Origin of the sequence: Streptantibioticus silvisoli, assembly GCF_027947535.2 — a bacterium.
GTDB lineage: Bacteria > Actinomycetota > Actinomycetes > Streptomycetales > Streptomycetaceae > Streptantibioticus_C > Streptantibioticus_C silvisoli.
Window position 1 is genome coordinate 1 of record NZ_JAAGKO020000030.1, and the last position, 23,522, is coordinate 23,522.

Consider the following 23,522-nt stretch of genomic DNA (forward strand, 5'->3'; position numbering starts at 1 on the left):
GGGGGGCGGAGGGGAGCCTGGGGGAGTGGTGGCCGAAGCAGGCGGGAGCGGTCGCCGATGCGGTCGGAAAATCGGACGGGCGCCGGGCCGATCAGCAGACCCGAGCCGGCCCGGCCCCGCCGGAAGGCGGACGCGAACCGGCCCACCCCCCGCCGGAAGGCGCACGCCCACGCGGACGCGAGCCGGCCCACCTCCGCCCGAAGGCCGGTGCGCAAGTCGCCCGGCCGCGCCGCGAGGCAGACGCGGACGCGGACGCGAGCCGCCCGGCCCCCGCCGGAGAGCGCGCGCACCCGCACGCGGACCTCGGCCCGGTCAGGAGTTGAGATACCGCAGTACGGCGAGGACCCGGCGGTGGTCGCCGACGCTGGGGGCCAGGCCCAGCTTGAGGAAGATGTTGCTGACGTGCTTCTCCACCGCGCCGTCGGAGACCACGAGCTGCCGGGCGACCGCCGAATTCGTCCGGCCCTCCGCCATCAGCCCCAGCACCTCGCGCTCGCGCGGCGTCAGACCGGCCAGCACGTCCTGCTTGCGGCTGCGGCCCAGCAGCTGGGCGACCACCTCCGGGTCCAGCGCGGTGCCGCCGGCCGCGACCCGTACGACCGCGTCGACGAACTCGCGCACGTCGGCGACCCGGTCCTTCAGCAGGTACCCGACGCCGCGGCTGGACCCCGCCAGCAGTTCGGTCGCGTACCGCTCCTCGACGTACTGCGACAGCACCAGGACGCCCAGCGCGGGGTGGTCCTTGCGCAGCCGCACCGCGGCCCGCACCCCTTCGTCGGTGTGGGTCGGCGGCATGCGCACGTCGGCCACCACCACGTCGGGCAGCTCGCCGGCCGCCGCCAGCCGCTCGATCTCCGCCAGCAGCGCCTCCGCGTCACCGACCCCGGCGACCACCTCGTGGCCCCGGTCGGTCAGCAGCCGGGTCAGGCCGTCCCGCAGCAGGACCGAGTCCTCGGCGATCACCACGCGCACGCTGTCCACCACGACTCGTTTCCCCCACGTCGCCTCGGTCGGGACCCGTCGGGCCTCCCGTCGGCCCCCAGCATCGCAGCAACCGGACGCTCCCCGCCGCGCTCCCGCCGAACGGGCCTCACACCCGCCACGGCAACTCCGCGGTGATCCGGGTCGGACCGCCGGCCGGTGAGTCGACCACCAGCAGGCCGTCGACCGCGTCGAGGCGTTCGGCGAGTCCGGCCAGTCCGCTGCCGGCGTCGGGTGAGGCGCCGCCGCGGCCGTCGTCGCGGACCTGGAGCATCAGCCGGTCGCCGGACCGCCACACCTCCACCCCGGCCCGCGTCGCACCGCTGTGCTTGCTGACGTTGGCCAGCAGCTCGCAGACCGTGAAGTACGCGATGCCCTCGATCGCCGGCACCGGACGGCGCGGCAGTTCCACCAGGACGTCCACCGGTACGGTGCAGCGGGCGGCGATGGAGGACAGGGCGGCGTCGAGGCCGCGGTCGGTGAGGACGGCGGGGTGGATGCCGCGGGCGAGGTCGCGCAGTTCGGCGAGGGCGAGTTTGACCTCGCCGTGGGCGTCGCCGACCATGCGGGCGGCGGTTTCGGGGTCTTCGAGGAGTTTTTCCTTGGCGAGGCCGAGGTCCATGGCGAGGGCGACCAGGCGGGCCTGGGCGCCGTCGTGCAGGTCGCGTTCGATGCGGCGCAGGTCGGCCGCCGCGGTGTCCACCACGATCCCGCGGTCCGACTCCAGCTCCGTCACGCGCGTCGCCAGCCGCGACGGCCCCAGCAGCCCGGTCACCAGCAGCCGGTCCACGCCCGTCAGCCCCCGCACCACCCACGGCGTCAGCAGCACCAGCACCAGTCCCACGACCGCGGTCGACAGCACCTCGAACCACGACGACAGGTACCAGCCGCCGCCGTGCCCGTCGCCGTAGACCTGCAACCCCGGCTCACCGGCGTACGCGGGGAAGACCCAGCGGTACGCCGGGTACGCCAGCATCGACCAGCCGGCCGACCACAGCGGCACGACCACGCAGAACGTGAACAGGCTCCACGGGAACGCCAGCACCGCGTACAGCGCGTGCCGCCACGACGGCCCCGACTTCAGCTGGCCGCCGATCCACCCCACCGGCCCCGGCCGCCCGAACCGCACCGGCTCGGGACCGGCCACGTCCACCCGCAGCAGCGCCCGCGCCCTGGCCCGTTCCACCACCCCGATCGCCCGGCAGCCGTACAGCGCGCCCGCCAGCAACGGGACGCCGATGAACGTGATCATCAGACCGGCGCCCACCGACAGCGCGGCCACCACGTAGACGAAGCACGCGATCGCGATCGGCAGCCCCAGCAGGACGTACAGCATCTCCCGCCACATCCGCCCGCCCAGCGGCGCGCGCACCACCTCCGGAATCCTCCGGCCGCGCCCCTCACGGGCGGCCGTGCGGTCGTACCCGCTCATCGTCGCCCCGGTCATCGTCGTACCCCTGTCCCCTCGGGTTGTCGGATCGTCATACGTGGTGGTCGAACCGCCGGAACGTCCGCGTGGCGGTCGGCTCGTCGGCGGTCATCCGTGGTGGTCGAACCGTTCGGATGGTCATCCGTGCTGGACGAAGCGTTCGCATCGTCATACGTGGTGGTCGTCGCAACGTCATCCGTGGTGGTCGAACTCGCGCTCGCGCCACGGGAGTTCGGCGGTGACCACGGTGGGGCCGCCGAGCGGTGAGTCGACGACCAGGACGCCGTCGACCGCGTCGAGGCGTTCGGCGAGTCCGGCCAGTCCGCTGCCGGCGTCGGGTGAGGCGCCGCCGCGGCCGTCGTCGCGGACCTGGAGCATCAGCCGGTCGTCGGACCGCCAGACGTCGACCGACGCCGACCTCGCACCGCTGTGCTTGCTGACGTTGGTCAGCAGTTCCGAGGCGGTGAAGTACGCGATGCCCTCGATGGCGGCGGCCGGCCGGCCGGGCAGGTCGGCGACCACCCGGACCGGTACGGTGCAGCGGGCGGCGATGGAGGACAGGGCGGCGTCGAGGCCGCGGTCGGTGAGGACGGCGGGGTGGATGCCGCGGGCGAGGTCGCGCAGTTCGGCGAGGGCGAGTTTGACCTCGCCGTGGGCGTCGCCGACCATGCGGGCGGCGGTTTCGGGGTCTTCGAGGAGTTTTTCCTTGGCGAGGCCGAGGTCCATGGCGAGGGCGACCAGGCGGGCCTGGGCGCCGTCGTGCAGGTCGCGTTCGATGCGGCGCAGGTCGGCCGCCGCGGTGTCCACCACGATCCCGCGGTCCGACTCCAGCTCCGCGATCCGCCGCTCCAGCTCGTCCGACGGCGACAGCAGCCCGCGGGCCATCGCCCGGTCCGCGTTGGCCATCCCGCGCGCCACCCACGGCAGCAGCGGCCAGCCGACGAACAGCATCACCAGCGTCACGGTGAACGTCACGATGCCCCACGGCAGCCGGACGAAGAAGTACAGCGCGTGCCGCCAGGCCACCGGGTCCTTCACCGCCGCCCACAGCCAGCCGAAGAACCCCAGCCGGTCCATCCGCAGCCGGCGCGGTTCGCCGATCCGCACGCCCAGCAGCGCGCGTACCCGCCGCCGTTCCAGCCGGCCCGCCAGCCGGCAGCCCGACAGGCCGAGCGCCAGCAGCGGCAGCCCGATCACGGTCACCGCCAGGCCGGTGCCGAGCGCCAGCGTGACCACCACGTAGACGAAGCCGAACACGTCGACGGGGAAGTTGGTCAGCAGGTGCGCGACCTCCTTCCACGTCTCCTTGGCGAACGTGGCCCGCACGGGCGGCAGAGGATCGTCGGCTTCGCCGTCCGGATGCTGCGGCGTGCCGCTGGCAGGGGTGCTCATGACGACCACCCTGCCCGTCCCCCGACCTGTCCCGCCATGGGGAGGGTCGGTGGACGAGGGTGGGGTTATCCCCAGTCGTTGACGCGAGGTGTACGGACCCGTGACACCGTGTTCGCCGTGCGGGAACTGGGAACCGCCCGGTCCGGTGGGCGGTTCCCCCTTCCGTGACCCGGCAGTACAGGCTTTAGACTCCGGTGCGTACAGATCGTCTAAAGATTCGCCCAGCTCACTGGACCCGGTTGGACGAACGCGAACGGATGAGGGGTGTACGTGCCGGAGTCGACCGTGCCGACCATCAGCGCGGCGGGCTACTTCCACACCTACTCGTTGGTGGGTCTGGTCGCGGTCGTCGGTGTGCTGTTCGTGACCGTGGCGTTCACGACCGGGCACCTGCTGAGGCCGATGGTGCCCACCCGCGAGAAGATGCTCACCTACGAATGCGGAGTCGACCCGGTGGGCGACGGCTGGGCGCACACCCAGATCCGCTACTACGTGTACTCGTTCCTGTACGTGATCTTCGCGGTGGACGCGATCTACCTCTTCCCGTGGGCGACGGTCTTCGCCGCCCCGGGCTTCGGCGGCAGCACCCTGGTCGAGATGTTCGTCTTCCTCGGCTTCCTCGCCGTCGGTCTGCTCTACGCATGGAAGAAGGGCGTCCTGGAATGGGCGTGACCGATCCGGCGGGCGGGCCTGTGCCCGCCTCCGCCGACCCGCAGCCGGCCACCGAGCCGCAGCCGACCTTCCTGCCGGAGCCCAGACGGCTCGGCACCCTGGCCCGGCTCGCCCCCGAACCGATGAAGGTGGTCCTCAACTGGGGCCGCCGCTACAGCCTGTGGGTCTTCAACTTCGGACTCGCCTGCTGCGCCATCGAGTTCATCGCCGCCTCCATGGCCCGGCACGACTTCATCCGGCTCGGCGTCATCCCGTTCGCCCCCGGCCCCCGGCAGGCCGACCTGATGATCGTCTCGGGCACCGTGACCGACAAGATGGCCCCGGCCGTCAAGCGGCTCTACGAGCAGATGCCCGAGCCGAAGTACGTCATCTCCTTCGGCGCCTGCTCCAACTGCGGCGGCCCCTACTGGGACTCCTACGCGGTCACCAAGGGCGTCGACCAGATCATCCCGGTCGACGTCTACGTCCCCGGCTGCCCGCCGCGCCCGGAGGCCCTGCTCCAGGGCATCCTCAAGCTCCAGGAGAAGATCGCCCGCGAGTCCCTCGGCGACCGCTACGGTTCCCCGGCCGGCCCCGGCCCGTCGGCCGCGGCGCTCGGCAGCGGCCTGGTAGCGGCTCCGCCGGCTCCGGGAGCGGCGGGGGCACCGGCGGCGACGCCGGACGGGCCGGCGGTGGCGCCGGGTGGCTCGGCGGTGACTCCGGACGGCTCGGCGGTGGCGCCGGGTGGCTCGGCGGTGACTCCGGACGGCTCGGCGGTGGCGCCGGGTGGCTCGGACGTGACGCCGGACGAGGCGAGGGCAACGTTGGACGGACCGAGGTCTACGCCGGACGGGCCGGCGGCGACGCCGGATCAGCCGAGGTCGAAGCCGGGCAAGCCGGGGGAGGAGCGCCGGTGACCGACTTCGACCGGCTGCCGCAGGACGCCGCCGAGCTGTTCGGCGCCGGTGCCACCGCGGCGGAGGCCTACGGCCTGCTCACCGTCGACGTGCCCCCCGCCGCCTGGCTCGACGCGCTGCGCACCGCACGCGACACCCTGCGCTGCGACTACTTCGACTGGCTCAGCGCCGTCGACGAGCCCGGCACCGGCTTCCAGGTCTGCGCCCACCTCGCCGACGCCGGCCGCGGTGGCGTGCGGCACCTGGTGATCCGCACCACCGTCCCGCACGACAAGCCCGAACTCCCCACCGCCGTCGGGGTGTTCGCCGGTGCCGCCTGGCACGAGCGCGAGACCCACGAGATGTTCGGCGTCGTCTTCGCCGGCCACCCGCACCTCGTCCCGCTGCTCCTGCCGGAGAACTTCGAGGGGCACCCGCTCCGCAAGGACTTCGTGCTCGCCGCCCGGGTCGCCAAGGCATGGCCCGGCGCCAAGGAACCCGGCGAGTCCTCCGCCGACCACGCCGGTACCAAGCGCCGCCAGATGCTGCCGCCCGGCGTCCCCGACCCCAACGACTGGGGCCCCCTCAAGGGCCAGCTCCCCCCGGCCCCGGCCCGCCCGGCCCGCGCCACCGCCCGCCCCGCCCGCCCGGCCCGGACAACGGAGGCGCCCGCCCCCGGCGAGGCCGCCGGCGCCACGACGGACACCGGCACGCCCCGTCCCCCGCGCCCCGCCACCGACCGACCCGCCCGCCGCTCCCGCAGCGTCACCGAGGGCAGCGCCAGCCAGCGCCCGCCGGCGCCGCTGGTGGAGCCGGTGGAGCCGAAGGGGGAGGCGGAGCCGGTGGAGCGGAAGGGGGAGGCGGAGGCCCCGGCGGTGGAGCCGAAGACGGAGGCCGTGGAGCCGAAGTCGGAGGCGGAGCCGGCCAGGCGGAAGACGTCAGCCGTGGAGCCGAGGACGGAGGCGGAGCCGGCCGGGCGGAAGACGTCAGCCCCGGTCGAGCCGAAGGCAGAACGCCCGCGCCGCCGCACCGACAACGCCCCCTGGGCCACGGAAGCCGACCCGCCGGCCACGCAGGCCGACCCGACGCCGACCGAGCCCGCGCCCGGTGAACCTGCTAAACCCGGTGCCCCCGGTGAGCAGACCCCCGCGTCGGAGCAGCCCGCCGCGCCGGCCGGCCCCGCCACCGGTGAATCCGCTGAACCGGCGGAACCTGCTGAACCCGCGGAGCAACCCCCCTCCGGTGACGCCCCGCGCGGTGAGAACGAAGGCGAGGAGCGGTGAACCCCACCCTCGACATGGTGCTGCGCGCGGTCGGCGTGCTCGTCGTCTTCATGGTGCTGCCGCTCACCGTCGGGCAGGCCGAGCACAAGGTGATGGCCCACATGCAGGGCCGGCTCGGGCCGATGTACGCCGGCGGTTTCCACGGCTGGGCCCAACTCGTCGCCGACGGCGTCAAGTTCGTCCAGAAGGAAGACATCGTGCCCACCGGCGCCGATCGCCGGGTCTTCCAACTGGCGCCCGTGGTCGCCCTGTTGCCGTACCTCGTAGTGCTGATCGCGATCCCGGTCGGCCCGCACGGCTTCGTCGGCGCGACGGTCGACGCCGGGCTGTTCTTCGTCCTGGCGATGATGGGCGTCGGCGTGCTCGGTTCGCTGATGGCCGGCTGGGCGTCCGCCAACAAGTTCTCCCTGCTGGGAGCGCTGCGCAGCGCCGCGCAGTTGATGGCGTACGAACTCCCCATGCTGCTGGCCGCCGCCTCCGTCGCGATGGCCGCCGGCACGGTGTCGCTGCCCGGTCTGCTGTCGGCGTTCCACTGGTGGTGGATCCCGTGGCAGCTCGTCGGCGGCCTGGTGTTCTTCACCGCCGGGCTCGCCGAGCTCCAACGGCCGCCGTTCGACATGCCGGTGGCCGACTCCGAGATCATCTTCGGCGCCTACACCGAGTACACCGGCCTGCGGTTCGCGCTGTTCCTGCTCGCCGAGTACGCCGGCATCGTCGTGCTGTGCGCGCTGACCAGCGTGCTCTACCTCGGCGGCTGGCACGGACCGTGGTCCGGCAGCGTCGGCTGGCTGTGGACGCTGGTCAAGACCGGCCTGCTGGCGTTCGTCGTCATCTGGCTGCGGGTCAGCTACCCCCGGCTGCGCGAGGACCAGTTGCAGAAGTTCGCCTGGACGGTGCTCATCCCTCTCTCCCTTCTCCAGATCGCGCTCACCGGCATCGTCAAGGTGGTGATCTCATGAGTCCCATCCCCGGTCACGGCCTGGCCAAGGGCCTTGCCGTCACCCTGCGGACGATGACCCGCAGGACGGTCACCCAGCAGTACCCCGAGACCCTGCCCGAACTGCCGCCCCGCTCGCGCGGCGTCATCGGGCTGTTCGAGGAGAACTGCACCGTCTGCATGCTCTGCGCCCGCGAATGCCCCGACTGGTGCATCTACATCGACTCCCACAAGGAGACGACGCCGGCCGCCGCCCCCGGGGGCCGCGAGCGCAGCCGCAACGTCCTCGACCGCTTCGCCATCGACTTCTCGCTCTGCATGTACTGCGGTATCTGCATCGAGGTCTGTCCTTTCGACGCGCTGTTCTGGTCACCGGAGTTCGAGTACGCGGAGACCGACATCCGCGAACTCACCCACGAGCGCGACACCCTGCGCGAGTGGATGTGGACCGTCCCGCCCCCGCCGGCCCTCGACCCGGCCGCCGAGGAGCCCAAGGAACTCGCCGCCGCCCGCAAGTCCGTCGACAAGCTCGCCGCGGAGGCACGGGTCGCGGTGCAGGCCCCACCCGCTCCGGCCGCCCAGCCCGCTTCAGCCGCCCAGCCCGCCAAGGGCGCGACGGCCGCGACGGACGCGAACACCAAGGACGCGACGGACCCCAAGGACGCGACGGCCGCCAAGGACGCGACGGAGCCCAAGGACGACAAGGGCCCCAAGGACGACAAGGGTGGTGAGCGGCCGTGAACCTCGCCGTCGCCTCGCATCCCGGATTCCTGTCGCCGACCGGGGTGGAGATCACCTTCGTGCTCGTCGGACTGATCACCCTCGGCGCGGCCCTGGTCACCGTCACCACCAAGCAGTTGGTGCACGCGGCGCTCTGGCTGGTCGTCGCGCTCGGTGGGCTGGCCGTCGAATACCTGCTGCTCACCGCCGAGTTCATCGCGTGGGTGCAGGTGCTGATCTATGTCGGTTCCGTCGTCGTCCTCCTGTTGTTCGGGCTGATGATGACCAAGGCGCCCATCGGGCGTTCCCCGGACGCCGATTCGGACAACCGCTGGACCGCGCTCGCCGTGGCGGTCCTGGCCGCCGCGACCCTGGTGTGGGTCGTGGTGGACGCGTTCCGCTCGACCTGGGTCTCCCTGGGCGGCGCCGCCCAGGGGTCGACCGAGGTGACCGGCGAATTCCTCTTCCGGCAGTGGGTGCTGCCGTTCGAGGCACTGTCCGTCCTGCTGCTCGCCGCGCTCGTCGGCGCGATCGTCCTTTCCCGGCGCGACAGCAGGGAGCGCTGATGCACCTCGCCTATCCGGCAGTCCTCGCCGTCCTCCTGTTCTGCGTCGGCCTGTACGGGGTGCTCGCCCGGCGCAACGCGATCCTCGTCCTGATGTCCGTCGAGCTGATGCTCAACGCCGTCAACCTCAACCTCGTCGCGTTCGACGTCTGGCTCCGCGACACCCTGCACGCGGGTCAGGCGCTCACGCTGTTCACCATCACCATCGCCGCCGCCGAGATCGGCATCGGGCTGTCGATCGTGCTGCTCGTCCATCGCAACCGTGGGACAGCGGACGTGGACAAGCTGACCGACCTCACCGACACCGGTACGGAACCCGGCTTCGACTCCGGCTCCGCCAGCATGGCACCCACCACTGACAATTCCGTCGAAAGCGCCACCGACCAGGCACTTCCCGCCGGGGGGCAGACCGCGTGACCCTGACCAGCCTCGCCGTCCTCGCACCCCTCCTGCCGTTCCTCGCGGCCGTCGTCGTCCTGGTCAGCGGGCGGAGCGCGCCCGCGTTCGTCCGGCCGCTGGCCGTACTGCCCACGCTGGCCGCGTTCGCGCTCACGGTCGTGGTGGCGGTCCGCCAGGGCACCGGCCCGGCCACCGACGCCGGCATGCGGCTGACCCCGACCGGCTCGGTGCCGATCGACCTCGCGCTGCACCTCGACGGCTTCTCCGTGCTCATCGCCGTCCTGGTCGGCCTGGTCGCCACCTGCGTGCAGATCTACTCCACCGGCTACCTGCGCGACGACCCGCGCTACGCCTCCTACAGCGCGATGGTCTCGCTGTTCACCGCCGCCATGCTGACGGTCGTCTACTCCGGTGATCTGATCATGCTGCTGGTGGGCTGGGAGGTCATGGGCATCTGCTCGTACTTCCTGGTCGGCCACTACTGGGAGACGTCCGAGGCGCGCGACGCGTCGCTGAAGGCGTTCCTGACCACCAAGCTCGGCGACGTGCCGTTCCTCATCGGCCTGTTCGCGCTGGCCGGCGAGACCGGTACCTTCCGGATCAACGGCATCCTCACCGGTGTCTACGCCGGCCAGATCCACCACCCGACCCTCATCGCGCTGCTGCTGCTCGCCGGAGTGGCGGGGAAGTCGGCGCAGTTCCCGCTGCACACCTGGCTGCCGGACGCCATGGCCGGTCCGACGCCGGTGTCCGCGCTGATCCACGCGGCCACCATGGTCGCGGCCGGCGTCTACTTCGTGGCCCGCCTGCTGCCGCTGTTCGAACTGTCCGCCGCCGCGATGGCCACCCTCGCCGTGATGGCCGCCATCACGATGATCGGATCGGCGCTGGCCGCCCTCGCCCAGGACGACATCAAACGCGTGCTGGCGTACTCCACCATCGGCCAACTCGGCTACATGATGGGCGCCCTCGCGGTCGGCAACCGTTCCTCGGCGGTCTTCCACCTGCTGACCCACGGCGCGTTCAAGGCACTGCTCTTCCTCGGCGCCGGCGTGGTCATCCACGCGGCCGGCACCAACTCGCTGGCCGCGATGTCCCGGATGCGCGACCTGCGCACCCGGGTGCCGGACGCGATGTGGACCATGGGCGTCGGCCTGGCCGCGCTCGCCGCGATCCCGCCGCTGTCCGGCTTCTTCTCCAAGGAATCGATCCTGCGTGCCGCCGAGCACGCCGCCGGCGGCCACCAGGGCGGTGTGCCGTCCGCCGTCGGCTGGACCGTGCTGGTCGCGGCCCTGCTGACCGCGCCGCTCACCGGCGCGTACGCGACCCGGCTGTTCCTGCTGGCCTTCCGCGGCTCGGGCGGCGCGGCGCCGGCACCGCACCGCGTCCCCGTCGTCATGAACACCGTGCTGTGGGTGCTGGCCATCCCCTCCGTCGCGCTGGGCGTCGCGGTCGGCGCGCTGCCGAAGTGGTTCGACGGCACCGCGCTGACCCCGACCCTGGCCACCGCCGTCCTCGGCGCCGGCCTGGCCCTCATCGGCGTGCTGCTGACCTACGCCGCCTGGCGCGTCGCCGCCTCCCGGGCCGTCCCGCTCACCGCGGTCGCCGCCGGCCCCGCGCCCGGCACCCTCACCGCACCCGCCTCCACCGCCCGCCCCGGCACCGCAGCCCCGGCACCGGAAGCCGCCCCAGCACCGGACACCACGCCGGCACCCGACGCCGCCCCGCCGCCGGACACCGCCCCGCCCGAAGCCGCGGGAGCGCCCGCGCCGGAGAAGGCGTCCGCACCGGAAACGTCGTCCGCGCCGGAGAAGCCGTCCGCGCCGGAAGCGTCGACCGCGCCGGAGAAGGCGTCCGCGCCGCAGAAGCTCCCCGCGCCGGAGACCCGGGCCGAGACCGCGGCGATCGAGGCCGCGCAGGCCGCCGCCGTGGCCGCTGCCACCGGTGAACCCGCCGCCACCGAGGCCGCCGCCATCGCCGCCCACCCCGTGGTCTACGGCGACATCGCCGGCGCCGCCGACCCCGCAGACCCGGGCCGGCTACTGCTGGGCCCGCTGCACCGGCACGCCGCCCACGGTTTCCATCTCGACGCCGTGTATTCGGCGCTGTTCGTCCGCCCGGTGACCGCCGCCGCGAGCCTGGTGCGTTTCCTCGACCGCGAGGTCGTCGAGACGTACGTCAGCGCCGCGGCCGGCACACCCCGCGTCCTGGGCGCCCTGGTGCGCCGCGCGCAGACCGGCAACGTGCAGACCTACCTCAGCGTGCTGCTGGCCGGCTCCCTGGTGCTGGCCGCCGTCGCCGTCCTCGTCGCCGGAGCGTGAGCGTGAACGACACCGTCCTGAGCCTGCTCGTCGCCGCGCTCGTCGTGCTGCCGCTGCTCGGCGCCCTCGCCGCCCTGCTGCCCGCACCCCCCGGGCTGCGCGGCCGCAACCCCGACCAGGCCGTCCTGCGGCACGGCGTCGTCGTCACCGGGCTCGTCCTGGTGCTGGCCGTCGTGCTCGCCGTCGGCTTCGACCACGGTCACGCCGGCCGTATGCAGGGCACCACCGATCTCGACTGGATCCCCGCGCTGCGCGTCCACATCCACCTCGGGGTGGACGGCGTCTCCCTGCCGCTCGTCGTGCTCACCGCCCTGCTCACCTTCCTGTGCGCCCTGCACGCGTACTTCAAGACCCCCGAGGGCCCGACCCCCAAGGCGTTCGTCGCCCTGGTGCTGCTCCTCGAAGCGGGCACCATGGGGACCTTCGTCGCGCTCGACCTGATCCTGTTCTTCCTCGCGTTCGAGATGGTCCTCATCCCGATGTACTTCCTCATCGCCCGCTGGGGCGGTGAGAAGCGCGAGCGCGCCGCCCTCCGTTTCATCCTGTACACCCTGCTCGGCTCGGTCGTCATGCTGCTCGGCCTGATCCTCATCGGCGTCAGGGCGGGCACGTTCGACATGGTGTCACTCGCCACTGACAACGGCTCAGGACTCAGCCGCGGCACCCAGATCGTCGCCGCCCTCGCGATCATGGCCGGCCTCGCCGTCAAGGCCCCCATGTGGCCGCTGCACAGCTGGCTGCCGGACGCCCACACCGCCGCGCCCACCACCGGTTCGGTCCTGCTGGCCGGCGTCCTGCTGAAGATGGGCACCTACGGATTCGTCCGTATCGTGCTGCCCATCACCCCGCGCGGCGCCCACCTGTTCGCGCCGTACCTGGGCGCCCTGGCCGTCATCGGCATCCTCTACGGCTCGCTGGCGTGCCTGGCGCTGGTACGACAGGGAACCGGCGGTGACCTCAAACGGCTCATCGCCTACTCCTCCGTCAGCCACATGGGCTTCGTGCTGCTCGGCATCTCCACCCTGACCGCGACCGGCGTCAACGGCGCGCTGTTCGCCAACGTCGCCCACGGCCTCATCACCGGCCTGCTGTTCTTCCTGGTCGGTGCCGTCAAGGAGCGCTACGGCACCACCGACCTCGACCGGTTGTCCGGGGCCACCGGCGCCGCCCTGTACGGCCGCGCGCCACGCCTGGGCGGCCTGCTGGCGTTCGGCGCGGTCGCCTCGCTCGGCCTGCCGGGGCTGGCCGGCTTCTGGGGTGAACTGCTCGCGATGTTCGGCGCCTTCCACCCCGCCGCCGGCCTCGATCGCGCCGCATACCTCACGTTCCTGGCCCTCGCCGCGTTCGGCACCCTGCTGACCGCCGCGTACCTGCTCAACGTCGTACGGCGGGTGTGCATGGGCGACCGACGTTCGGAAAACGTGACGCTCACCGACGTCCGGGGCTTCGAACTCGCCGCCTGGACCCCGCTGGTGGCCCTCACCGTGCTCGCCGGGCTGTGGCCCGCCCTCCTCCTCGGCCTGACCGACCCCGCCGTACGCACCCTCCTCGGAGGCAGTTGATGACCGCCCTCGCCGCGGGGGCCGTCCAGTCCGTCGACTGGATCGCCATCGCACCTCCCGTGATCGTCGCCGTCACCGGGCTGGCCGTGCTGATCGCCGACCTCTTCGTCACGCCGGCGCGCAAACCACTCCTGGGGGTGATCTCCGCCGCCGGCCTGGTGCTGGCCGGGCTCGCCCTGCTCCCGCTGCTGCGCGGCGACCGCGCCACCTTCTGCGTGGCCGGCGCGCCCACCCAGTGCTCCTACGTCGCCGACCACTTCACCGTCGTCGTGCAGCTGCTGGTGATCGGCGGGGCGCTGCTGACCGTGCTGCTGTCGATGCGCGACACCCGCGGCCTGCCGGCCGGCGAGTTCTGGTTCCTGCTGCTGGCCTCCGCCTCCGGCGCCGCGCTGCTGCCCGCCTCCCGCGACCTGGCCACGCTCATCGTCGCGCTGGAGGTCGTCTCGCTGCCCGCGTTCGCCCTGGTCGGGCTGCGCCGCGGCGACCGGCTGGCCGGTGAGGCGGCGCTGAAGTTCTTCCTGTCCTCGGTGACCGCCACCGCCGTCAGCCTGCTCGGCGTGAGCTTCGTGTACGCGGCCACCGGCACGCTGCACCTGGCGGCCGTCGCCACCGCCCTCGCGCACGGCACCGGGCAGCTCACCGTGCTGGCCCGCACCGGCGCGATGCTCACCCTCGTCGGCTTCGCCTTCAAGCTCGCCGTCGCGCCCTTCCACTTCTGGGTCCCCGACACCTACGCCGGCGCGCCGGTGCCGGTCGCCGCGTACCTGTCGGTGGTGAGCAAGACCGCGGGCTTCGCCGGGCTGATCCTGCTGACGGTCGTCGCCTTCCGCCCGTACGCGCACCTGTGGGCGCCCGCGCTGGCCGTGCTGGCGGCGCTGACCATGACCACCGGCAACGTCGCCGCCCTGCGCCAGCGCCCCGGCCACCCGCGCTCCGCGGTGCGGCTGCTCGCGTGGTCCTCCATCGCCCAGGCCGGATACCTGCTGGTCCCGATCGCGGCCGCCGGGTACCGCGCCGACCCCGCCCGTGACGTCGGCACCACGCTCAGTTACGCGCTGATGTACGCGGTCGTCAACCTGGGCGCCTTCGCCGTCGTCGTCCTGGTGACCGGTGGAGGGCGCTCCGCGCGGCTGGCCGACCACCGGGCGCTGTTCGCCACCCGGCCGCTGGCCGCGCTGGCGCTGGCCTTCTTCCTGCTGTGCCTGGCCGGGCTGCCGCCGGGGATCATCGGACTGTTCGCCAAGGTCGCCGTCTTCACCAGCGCCGTCCAGGCCGGTCTCGGCTGGCTGGCCGCCGTCATGGCCGTCAATGTGGTCATCGCCCTGTACTACTACCTGCGGTGGACCGGGTTGCTCTTCGCCCGCCCGGAAAGCGCCCCGATGATCACCCCCACGGATGATTCCGGCGCCGGCACACTGACGGCCCCGTCCGTCGCCCGGATTCCGTTTCCGCTCGCCACCGCCATCGGCCTGGCCGCGCTGACCGGCGTCGCCCTGTCCGGCGCCCCCCAGCTCATCCTCCGGTTCGCCACCAGCACCCTCTTCTGACCCGCCCTCCCGTCCCCCGTCCGGGCGACCGGCGGCCCTCGCCGGGGGAACCGGAGACTTCCGCATGGCGTTGACCGGTACGGAAGGTTCCACTGGAGCCTGGAAGACACCCCGTCATCGCACGCCTGGGGAGGACGACCGTGCACCGCCGGCACAACGGGCTCAGGACAGCCGTACTGCTCGGAGGACTGTCCGCGATCATCGTGGTGATCGGCGGCACCTTCGGCCGTACCGGGCTGATCGTCGCCGTGGTCCTCGCGCTGGGCGTCAACGCGTACGCGTACTGGAACAGCGACAAGCTGGCTCTACGCGCGATGCGCGCCCGCCCGGTCAGCGAGATCGAGGCCCCCACCCTGTACCGGATCGTCCGCGAGCTGTCGACCGCCGCCCGCCGGCCGATGCCCCGGCTCTACATCTCGCCCACCGAGGCGCCCAACGCGTTCGCCACCGGCCGCAGCCCGCGGCACGCCGCCGTCTGCTGCACCGACGGCATCCTGCGGATACTCGACGACCGCGAGCTGCGCGGCGTCATCGCGCACGAGCTCAGCCACGTCCACAACCGCGACATCCTGATCTCCTCGGTGGCCGGCGCGCTCGCCTCCATGGTGGTCTTCCTGGCGAACTTCGCCTGGCTGATCCCGATCGGCCGCTCCGAGGACGACGACGGCCCCGGCATCGTCGGACTGCTGTTGATCATGCTCCTGGGCCCGCTCGCCGCCTCCATCGTCCAGCTCGCCGTCAGCCGCTCCCGCGAGTTCCAGGCCGACGCCTCCGGCGCGCTGCTCACCGGCGATCCGCTCGCGCTGGCCTCGGCGCTCAGGAAACTGGAAGCGGGCACCCGGCACCTCCCGCTGCCGCCCGAGCCGCGCCTGGAGACGACCAGTCATCTGATGATCGCCAACCCGTTCCGCACGGGGGACGCCTCGAAACTGTTCTCCACCCACCCCCCGATGGCCGAACGCATCGCCCGCTTGGAAGAAATGGCAGGTCATCGCCCATGAAGACGATCCTGAACGTCATCTGGCTGGTGCTGTGCGGCCTGTGGATGGCCCTCGGCTACCTGGTCGCCGGTCTCATCATGTGCCTGCTGATCGTCACCATCCCGTTCGGCATAGCGGCGTTCCGCATCGCGGGCTTCGCCCTGTGGCCCTTCGGCCGCACCACGGTCGAACGCCGCGACGCTGGCGGCGCGTCCCTCATCGGCAACGTCATCTGGCTCGTCCTGGCCGGCTTCTGGCTCGCCATCGGCCACGCCCTGACCGGTGTCGCGCTGTGCGTCACCATCGTCGGCATCCCGCTGGGCATCGCCAACTTCAAGCTCATCCCGCTCTCCTTGATGCCGCTGGGCCGCGAGATCGTCCCCACCGACCGCCCGTTCGCCACCCGGTAGCCGGCGCGCCGCCCGGTTGCCATGGGTGATCCGGCGGCGGGAGCGGCCGGACGCCCGCCGCCCCGGCGCCATACGGGCCGGCGGAAGCCCGCCGCAACGCCGCGTCCGGCACCGGCCGGGCCCTGGGCCGTCGGCCGGTGGCCCAGTTCCTACGAACGCGCAGTCATACGATCAGCCACCCCTGCCTTTCGTCACCAGGAGTGATGCGGACGTGACCGACTTACGCGTGGTCCCGTGGAAGCGCTACGGACACGACCGGCTGTACGTGAACGATGCCGATGCCGGGGGAGAGAAGGTCGCCTGGCTGGACCGCGGCACCGGCCGGCTCACCGTCCTGGTCGAAGCGCACCGGGAAGCGGCGGTCCGCGCCCTGGCGCCCTACCTCTCCAGCACGGCACCGCCGGCGTCGCCACCCCGGCGCCCACCGGCCACGCCACGGCAGCCGGCCGCCACCCCGGCGGCCCCGTCGGCCGCTCCGCGGCGTCCGGCCGGTCCCACGCGCCCGGTGAGCGTCCCCGCCGCGCGAACCGCCGCCGGCCCGGTGCCGTCCCCGAACCCCGACCTGGCCGCCAACCGGCCCGGTGAGGCGCTGCTGGCGAAGATCGACGAGCTCGCCCCGGGCTTCTGGCGTTCCGTGCTGAACCTGCTGCTGGGCAGGCGTTCGCAGGCCGACAGCTGGCGCAAGGGGCTGGCCGGTGAACGTGCGGCAGCCGTCGAGCTGGACCGGCTGGCCGGGCGCGGCTGGCGGGTGCTGCACTCGATACCCCTGCCGCGCGGGGTCGACATCGATCATCTGCTGATCGGCCCGGGCGGCGTCTTCTCGTTCAACACGAAGCACCACCCCGGCGCCCAGGTCTGGGTGGGCGACGAGGCGGTCAAGATCGGCGGCCAGGCGTACCCGTACGTCCGCAAGGCCCGCGCCGAGGCACGCCGGGCGTCAGCCGCCCTGAGCCGCGCCTGCGGTTTCGAGGTCCCCGTCGAACCCGTGCTGGCCTTCGTCGGCACCGACCGGCTCACGGTGGTCGCGTCCCTGAGGGATGTGCGCGCCATCGGCCACCGCGAGATCGCTGCGCTGGGCCGGGCGGGTGGCGTCTGGAGCCGGCGGCAGGCCGAAGTGATCTACGCGGCGGCCCGCGAGCGGGGGACGTGGTCCGGGGCGTGAGGGGGCCAGTCCCGGGTGCGGGGCGTGAGGGGGTGTTCTTGGGCGTGAGGTGGATTTCGGGGCGTGAGGTGGGCTTCGGGGCGCGGAGCCGGCCGGTCCCACGCGGAGGGGGCGGTCGGGGAGACGGCTGACGTCAGCGGTGGTTGGTCGACGACCCGAGCAGGGGGCTGAACGGGCCGGACGTCGCCGTTGGGAGAGGGGGTGAACGGGTCGGGTCGGACGCCGTCCCCACCGAGTAGGTGATGAACGGGCCCGTTGTCAGCGGTAGTTGACGTACTGGAGGGCGAAGTCGAGGTCCTTGCCCTTCAGCAGGGCCTGGACCTCCTGAAGGTCGTCGCGGCTCTTGGAGGAGACACGCAGTTCGTCGCCCTGCACCTGCGCCTTGACGCCCTTGGGCCCCTCGTCGCGGATGATCTTTGCGACCTTCTTCGCGTTGTCCTGGGAGATGCCCTCCTCGATCGACGCGACGATCTTGTACTCCTTGCCGGATGCCTGCGGCTCTCCGGTGTCCAGCGCCTTCAGCGAGATGCCACGCTTGACGAGCTTCGTCTCGAAGACGTCGAGGATGGCCTTGACCCGCTCCTCGGAGTTCGCCCGCATCTCGATCTTCTCGCCCGACCAGTCGATCGAGGCGCCCACGTTCTTGAAGTCGTAGCGCTGCGAGATCTCCTTGCCTGCCTGGTTCAGGGCGTTGTCGACCTCTTGCCGCTCGACCTTCGAGACGATGTCGAAACTGGAGTCGGCCATGTTCAGTTGGCTCCTTGCGTCATATGCGTCGGCTGCGCCGCGATGTCCTCCGTGCGGCCCCGGGCCCCGGGCCCGTCCCCGCAAGAGTAGCCACCACCGGCCCCCGGCACCCTGATCAACCGGGTAGCGGACCACCCCCTGCGATCAGGTATCGTTACGTCGTCGCCAAGGGAGACCGCGCAAGCGAATCCCACCACGACACCCCGGCGGTGTGCCCGAGTGGCCAAAGGGAGCAGACTGTAAATCTGCCGGCTCAGCCTACCCAGGTTCGAACCCTGGCGCCGCCACCAGATCAGAAGGGCCCGTGACCAGCGAAAACGCTGGATGCGGGCCCTTCTGGCATGAGCGGGCCATGTGGACGGTACGTGGCCGGAATCCCGGTCTGTCTCACCCGATCCCACGTGCTGACCACCGCTTGTGGGGCAGGCGTGGGGCACGCCCCACGGTCACTCCCAGGTCTCCAGCGCCTTGTCGATCCGGTCGTTCGCCATGCTCGTCGCGCCGTCCAGACACTTCGCGTAGACCTTCAGCAGGACCGCGACGGAGTGGCCGGCCCGCCGGGCGACCTCCACCGGATCGACCCCGGAGTTCAGCCACAGGGAGACGCACGCGTGCCGCAGGTCGTACGGCCGCGCGGCCAGCGGTGACGCCTGCTGCTCCGGCGGCATGAACGCCTTCCGGGTCCGCGCCCACACCTCCCCGTACCCGCTCTCCTGCACCAGGCCCCCGCGACTGGTCTGGAACAGGCGGCCGTCGTCAGTCGTGCCGTACGTCATCAGGTGGTCGCGCAGCATCGTGACCAGCACAGGAGGGATCGGCACGTGGCGCACCTCCTTGCGCGGGCGCCACTTGAGGCCCCGCACGTCGTGGGAGTCGCCGGTGTCGGTCCACGCGCTGCCCACGCGGGGGCGCGACCCGTCGATGTGCAGCGTGCCCCAGCCCTTGAGCGGGAGTTCGCAGTTCACGCGGCGGAGCCACACGGTTTCCGCCGGCCGCAGACCCGCGTGGTAGAGGGTCCCGAAGAACGCCCGGAGGTGCTGGCCCCGGTCGCCCTGCTCGGCCACGGCGTTCAGGAGCTTGCGCGCCTGCCGGGGGTTGACCACGCACCCGGGGTCCACCTGCTCCACCGGCGCCGGGATCGCCCACTGGACCTGGGGAAGCGGGTTGACCTTGAGCCGCCGGGCCTCCACCGCGAACCCGAGGGCGTTGTGGAAGATCGCACGCTTCCGCCGTACCACGGACGGCGCGTGCTGGCCGCCGTCCAACCGCACGGTGAAGGCGGTCAGCACCTTGCGGAGCAGCAGCGGGTCTTCCAGGTTGCTCATCGGCACGGTGTGCGCCGCGACCCAGTCGAGCACCTGCTGAACGTCTGTCGGCGGGTCCTCCCGCCACCGGTTCCAGTTGAACCCCCAGCCGTACAGGGCCCGCCGCAGCGTGCGGGCATCCGGCATGCCGCGATGCGTGGTGAACAGGGCCGGCGTCGCGCAGGCCATGGCTTCGGCGAGGGTGGTCCGTGTCTTGGCCGGGGCCGCCGGCCACTTCATCTCGATGTAGTCGCGGGCGTGCTGGTACCAGCTCACGTCGTTGCGCTTGCGCAGCTCCGACACGGGCACGCCGGTGGCCTCATCGAACGGTTCACCGAGCCTCACGGCGGTGAGCAGTTCAGCGCGCCGGCCGTCGGCAAGGGTCTTGGTCTTGAACGTCTGGGAGTGCGGGGTGTCGCCGACCTTCCAGCGCAGTTCGGCGGACGACTGGTTGCGGTCCTTGCGCTGGCGAACGGCCCAGATACGGACGTCGAACGTGTGGCCCACAGGGGGTCCTCGCATGTGGGAGGGGCCCGCCGGGCGTTCCGGCGGGCCCCTCCGAGGTGTGCGTCAGTAGGCGAGGGTGTCGAGGTTGCGAAGCCAGGCGTCGAGGTCGTCCCGGCGGAACCGGAGGTGGCCGTTCGGCAGCTTCACCGGGCGGGGGGCCTGGCCCCGGGCGCGCATCCGGTAGAAGGCGGCGCGGGACATGTCGAGTTCGGCGAGGACTTCGGGGAGGCGGAGCATGGGCGGCCGCCTGCGGGTGAGTGATCGGTCCAGTCCGCTCCCCGCGGTTCGGCTCCGGCCGGGCCTGCGCCCCGCCTCACTCCAGCCTGGCCAACGTCTAAGGCAAACCACTCCCGTGAAACGGCTACGCGCGGCAGGATGTTGATGTGGACTACGACCTGACGCGCCTCGGCAGCCGAGAGTTTGAACACCTCACGCAAGCCTTGGCGATACAGATCCTGGGCCCAGCGGTTCAGGCTTTCGGTGACGGACCCGACGGCGGACGTGAGGCAGAGTTTCACGGTAAAGTGACGTTCCCGGTCCCCGACCCCGAGGGTCCATGGGACGGACACGGCATTCTGCAAGCGAAGTTCCTGCAACGGCCGCGTGGTACGACACAGGATACGTCTTGGTTTTTTACCCAGGTTCGCAGCGAGCTACGGCAGTGGGCTGATCCCGAATCAAAGAGAGCCCGCGTCGGAGCTCTCCCAAATTATCTATTGTTTTCCACGAATGTAGTCCTATCTGCAGATCCAGAGACTGGCGGGATCGACTCATTCCAACGCATCACAAGAGAACTTGTTGATGAGTTAAAATTGCCAATCCGCGACATTCGAGTCTGGCATTTTGATCAGATGTGCCGCTATCTGGACAACTACCCGAACATTCGGCAAAGCTACAGTGCACTCACTACCGCGGGTGATGTCCTTTTTCGTTTGCGGGAATTTATCGAGGGGACGGCGGCGGAACTCGGTGAACTTCTTGCTAACCATAGTAGTAAGGAACTTTCCACTGATCAATGGCTGAAGCTGGGGCAAGCAGGAGAAGCAGATAATCAACGCCTCCCCTTGGCTGAGCTAGCGATTGACCCCACGGCTTCGTTTGTAACCTCCGATGGCAACCAGGAAAGTGTTGCCGTAGTGGGACATGTCATTTCGCATGGCGACACAATTCTGCGCTCAGTGAATTCTAAACAAGGGCCTCGTCATATTGCTCTAATCGGAGGGCCGGGACAAGGAAAGTCAACAGTCGGTCAACTTTTGTGTCAAGTCTATCGTGTAGCGCTACTTAAAGATGCAGCTGATCGACTAGACGATGAGACGGTCGAGATTCTTAACATCTTTTCTGGAGAGATGCAGAGAATGGGCCTGGGCATGCCCGCTGCACGAAGATGGCCTATTCGCATCAACCTCAGTGAGTATGCGGATGCTGTGGCAGGCGGTGAAATTATCAGCCTTCTTCGGTATCTCTCATCTAAAATCAGCCACAGAACACCGGATATCACGCCTGCTCAATTGCGTTCTTGGTTGAGGGCGTGGCCGTGGCTTCTGGTTCTAGACGGTCTCGACGAAGTAGCGTCCGCGCATGCTCGTGACATTGTTATGGAGCGGATAAACGATTTCCTTTTAGAGGCGAACTCAGTAGATGCAGATTTGCTAGTTGTTGCAACCTCGCGCCCGCAGGGATACAGAGAAGAGTTCTCTCCAAAGCGGTACGTCCACATGCGGCTGGAGCCCATGGGGGCAGAAGATGCCGTCTCGTACGCAGCGCAGCTTGTGCAAATGCGTCACCGTGGAGATCAGGAGACAGCTGAGCGTGTGTTGCGGCGCGTAGAAGAGGCCTCTGAGGAGGACCTAACGGCGCGTCTAATGAGATCTCCTCTCCAGGTTACGATCATGGCCATTCTACTTGAACGCCGTGAACGCGTACCTCAACAACGGTATCGCCTTTTTTATGATTACTATCAGGTCATCTATAATCGAGAGGCAGGTAAACTTGGGCCGACCGCAAGGCTCATTGATGAGCATCGAAATGCGGTGACCTATCTCCATGAACGTGCCGGATTTCTTCTGCAGATGAGATCTGAGAACGATGGCGAATCTGATGCGGTTCTATCGCGGGCCGAGCTATTTAGCATTATCGAAGATTACCTAAGAGGTGAGGGATTCGACGACGCAGATAGCGGCGTGCTGGCGAGTCGAATGGTCGATGCAGCCATGCGCCGTCTCATTCTGCTCGTCCCTCGCAAGCAAGATAGTGTCGGATTCGACGTGCGAAGTCTGCAAGAGTTCATGGCGGCGCGAGCAATCGTATCGGAAGAACCCGAGGGAGCGAGTGTGCTCCTCACCGCAATTGCTACATCTACCCACTGGCGAAACACGTGGTTGTTGGCGGCCGGACAGATCTTTCATGAACGACCTGCGCTGAGGGACAGGCTGGTTATGCTACTTGACGAAATCCAAGCGGAAAGTGAAATAAGTCTTTTCACCAAGCCGGGGTCGGATCTCGCAGTTGGCCTGCTTTCGGATGGCGTAGCTGCAAAGGCGCCTAGATTCCTTCGGGCTCTGACGAAGATAGCGCTGGAGCTTCTAGAAGACCCACTGGAGGAACTTGAGTGCCTGGAACTTTGTGAAGCTCTTTGGGATGTAGCCGCTGCCGATGACGCATCGCGCCGACTTATTGAGCGTACGGTTGACAAGAATGTGGAAGCTGGGGGACACAGGGCTGCCAATACGCTAGCAACGCTAGGCATTGCTTGGCATGATGAATCGGGTGCGCTGGCCTATCACGTGCGTAGGCATCTAGAGGTGGCGCGGATTAACCAAGATGACTTGGCATCCCTCCTTGGCTGCAAACTGCTGTGGCCTTCCTATCTGTTGAAGGGGCTCAATGATGGATCGATTGAATTCCACCATCGTTCTCCGATGCAGGTACTGAAACCATATCTGGCGCTTTCTGCTCTGGAGCGTTTCGAAGAAATATACGAAGAGATATTTGCGAGTGACCGAATCCAATTCTTGACCATTTCTCCTGGTCGAGAGGTTGCCCTCGGATATACGCCTTCGAAAGGTGCGAAGAGTGAGGATATTATCTTGGCTACGCCTATAGCTGAGGAGCTTGTATTTGCGGCGGAGGGGCTTCCGGTTGAGCTTTGGCAACTCAAATACCATATTCGTCAGATCTTTCGAGCTATGCAAGAGCGTGGACCCTCGGGTCTCGATGAGTCGTAATGCGGTCGCCAAGCGGCCAACGAGACTAAACCTCGAATGTGGTTGCAGTCTTAGTGCTATTCCCGTAGTGCTCGGGTGAATAAGTAACCCGGAGCAGAGACGATCGACAGAGCCTGGACTGTGGCATGAACGCATTGCCGCTGGCGGCCCTTAAGGGTAGAGAATCCCCCATGCGTCCCCGTAGCCAGCGGCTGACCGAAGAAATCCTGGTCAGAAGGGTTGAAGCTGGCCCGCTGTAAATCTGCCGGCTTAACCACCCGGATTCGAACCCTGGCGTCGCAAGAGGAACCGAGACTTCGTGCGACCTTGTAAAAGCGCAGGCCACACGGAGTTTCCTCCTTTTGCGCGGGGCATCGCGGTTCTCACGGGCTTGTCTCGCTCTGTCCGGTCCCGCCTCGTGATTTCCAGGAAAGGACGGTCCACCCGGCTCGTTCCACTCGCTGAGGGCTGTGTCGATCCGGTTGGCGCGCTCCTTGGCATTCGAGAGGACCTTGGCGTAGAC

Annotated in this window: 18 protein-coding genes, 1 tRNA gene and 2 pseudogenes; 15 read left to right on the forward strand and 6 right to left on the reverse strand. The window is 69.8% G+C overall.

The window, feature by feature from the left end:
* Positions 1-312: 312 nt before the first annotated feature.
* From POF43_RS20185 to POF43_RS20195, 3 genes are all read right to left on the reverse strand, one after another.
* Positions 313-972: a LuxR C-terminal-related transcriptional regulator gene (locus tag POF43_RS20185; RefSeq protein WP_282699129.1), complete on the reverse strand. Its 660-nt coding sequence runs from the start codon at positions 970-972 to the stop codon at positions 313-315.
* Between the two features lie 118 nt (positions 973-1,090).
* A complete protein-coding gene (locus POF43_RS20190) occupies positions 1,091-2,428 on the reverse strand; it encodes a sensor histidine kinase (protein WP_372516075.1) in 1,338 nt (445 codons plus the stop codon).
* A 174-nt stretch (positions 2,429-2,602) separates the two neighbouring features.
* A complete protein-coding gene (locus POF43_RS20195) occupies positions 2,603-3,802 on the reverse strand; it encodes a sensor histidine kinase (protein WP_271324903.1) in 1,200 nt (399 codons plus the stop codon).
* A 270-nt stretch (positions 3,803-4,072) separates the two neighbouring features.
* On the opposite strand from POF43_RS20195, the gene POF43_RS20200 reads away from it, so the two are divergent.
* The 13 genes and pseudogenes from POF43_RS20200 to POF43_RS20260 all read left to right on the forward strand — a co-directional run bounded on the left by POF43_RS20200 (position 4,073) and on the right by POF43_RS20260 (position 17,235).
* Positions 4,073-4,474, forward strand: coding sequence for an NADH-quinone oxidoreductase subunit A (locus tag POF43_RS20200; RefSeq protein ID WP_271317011.1), 402 nt, complete (start codon positions 4,073-4,075; stop codon positions 4,472-4,474).
* Positions 4,465-5,136 (forward strand): annotated as a pseudogene (locus tag POF43_RS20205) (NADH-quinone oxidoreductase subunit B); the annotation flags it as partial. The gene POF43_RS20200 and the pseudogene POF43_RS20205, both read left to right, overlap by 10 nt.
* Positions 5,137-5,366: 230 nt before the next feature.
* Positions 5,367-6,632 carry an NADH-quinone oxidoreductase subunit C gene (locus tag POF43_RS20210; RefSeq protein ID WP_282704688.1) on the forward strand — a complete coding sequence of 422 codons (1,266 nt, stop codon included), beginning with the start codon at positions 5,367-5,369 and terminating at the stop codon, positions 6,630-6,632.
* A gap of 14 nt (positions 6,633-6,646) precedes the next feature.
* Positions 6,647-7,591: a complex I subunit 1/NuoH family protein gene (locus POF43_RS20215; protein ID WP_303658465.1), complete on the forward strand. Its 945-nt coding sequence runs from the start codon at positions 6,647-6,649 to the stop codon at positions 7,589-7,591.
* The gene (locus POF43_RS20220; RefSeq protein ID WP_271324245.1) at positions 7,588-8,310 is read left to right on the forward strand and encodes a NuoI/complex I 23 kDa subunit family protein; all 723 of its coding nucleotides are present in this window, start codon (positions 7,588-7,590) and stop codon (positions 8,308-8,310) included. The genes POF43_RS20215 and POF43_RS20220 overlap by 4 nt, the downstream gene beginning before the upstream one ends.
* Entirely contained in the window at positions 8,307-8,855 is a 549-nt protein-coding gene (locus POF43_RS20225) for an NADH-quinone oxidoreductase subunit J family protein (RefSeq protein WP_271315107.1), read from the forward strand. The genes POF43_RS20220 and POF43_RS20225 overlap by 4 nt, the downstream gene beginning before the upstream one ends.
* Positions 8,855-9,271: an NADH-quinone oxidoreductase subunit NuoK gene (gene nuoK / locus POF43_RS20230; protein ID WP_271324244.1), complete on the forward strand. Its 417-nt coding sequence runs from the start codon at positions 8,855-8,857 to the stop codon at positions 9,269-9,271. Before POF43_RS20225 ends, nuoK begins: the two co-directional genes overlap by 1 nt.
* A pseudogene (locus POF43_RS20235) lies at positions 9,268-11,484 on the forward strand (NADH-quinone oxidoreductase subunit 5 family protein); the annotation flags it as partial. The gene nuoK and the pseudogene POF43_RS20235, both read left to right, overlap by 4 nt.
* Positions 11,485-11,576: 92 nt before the next feature.
* Complete coding sequence (locus tag POF43_RS20240; protein WP_271315104.1) at positions 11,577-13,136, forward strand: complex I subunit 4 family protein; 1,560 nt, start codon at positions 11,577-11,579, stop codon at positions 13,134-13,136.
* Positions 13,136-14,683: an NADH-quinone oxidoreductase subunit N gene (locus tag POF43_RS20245; protein ID WP_271324242.1), complete on the forward strand. Its 1,548-nt coding sequence runs from the start codon at positions 13,136-13,138 to the stop codon at positions 14,681-14,683. Before POF43_RS20240 ends, POF43_RS20245 begins: the two co-directional genes overlap by 1 nt.
* 140 nt (positions 14,684-14,823) lie before the next feature.
* Positions 14,824-15,684 carry a zinc metalloprotease HtpX gene (gene htpX, locus POF43_RS20250; RefSeq protein ID WP_271315102.1) on the forward strand — a complete coding sequence of 287 codons (861 nt, stop codon included), beginning with the start codon at positions 14,824-14,826 and terminating at the stop codon, positions 15,682-15,684.
* Positions 15,681-16,073, forward strand: a complete 393-nt coding sequence (locus POF43_RS20255; RefSeq protein WP_271325665.1) for a YccF domain-containing protein — start codon at positions 15,681-15,683, stop codon at positions 16,071-16,073. Before htpX ends, POF43_RS20255 begins: the two co-directional genes overlap by 4 nt.
* A 211-nt stretch (positions 16,074-16,284) precedes the next feature.
* On the forward strand, positions 16,285-17,235 hold the full coding sequence (locus tag POF43_RS20260) for a nuclease-related domain-containing protein (protein ID WP_271325666.1): 951 nt from the start codon (positions 16,285-16,287) through the stop codon (positions 17,233-17,235).
* A gap of 258 nt (positions 17,236-17,493) precedes the next feature.
* Here POF43_RS20260 and POF43_RS20265 read toward each other — a convergent pair whose 3' ends face one another.
* Entirely contained in the window at positions 17,494-17,982 is a 489-nt protein-coding gene (locus POF43_RS20265; RefSeq protein ID WP_271318134.1) for a YajQ family cyclic di-GMP-binding protein, read from the reverse strand.
* 205 nt (positions 17,983-18,187) lie between these two features.
* Here POF43_RS20265 and POF43_RS20270 point away from each other — a divergent pair.
* Positions 18,188-18,272, forward strand: a tRNA-Tyr gene (locus POF43_RS20270).
* Between the two features lie 156 nt (positions 18,273-18,428).
* On the opposite strand, the gene POF43_RS20275 is transcribed toward POF43_RS20270, so the two are convergent.
* Both POF43_RS20275 and POF43_RS20280 read right to left on the reverse strand, forming a co-directional pair.
* A complete protein-coding gene (locus POF43_RS20275) occupies positions 18,429-19,793 on the reverse strand; it encodes a tyrosine-type recombinase/integrase (protein ID WP_271324677.1) in 1,365 nt (454 codons plus the stop codon).
* 63 nt (positions 19,794-19,856) lie between these two features.
* Positions 19,857-20,030 carry a helix-turn-helix transcriptional regulator gene (locus tag POF43_RS20280; protein WP_271324676.1) on the reverse strand — a complete coding sequence of 58 codons (174 nt, stop codon included), beginning with the start codon at positions 20,028-20,030 and terminating at the stop codon, positions 19,857-19,859.
* A 146-nt stretch (positions 20,031-20,176) separates the two neighbouring features.
* On the opposite strand from POF43_RS20280, the gene POF43_RS20285 reads away from it, so the two are divergent.
* The gene (locus POF43_RS20285; protein ID WP_271324675.1) at positions 20,177-23,020 is read left to right on the forward strand and encodes an NACHT domain-containing protein; all 2,844 of its coding nucleotides are present in this window, start codon (positions 20,177-20,179) and stop codon (positions 23,018-23,020) included.
* Positions 23,021-23,522: the final 502 nt, after the last annotated feature.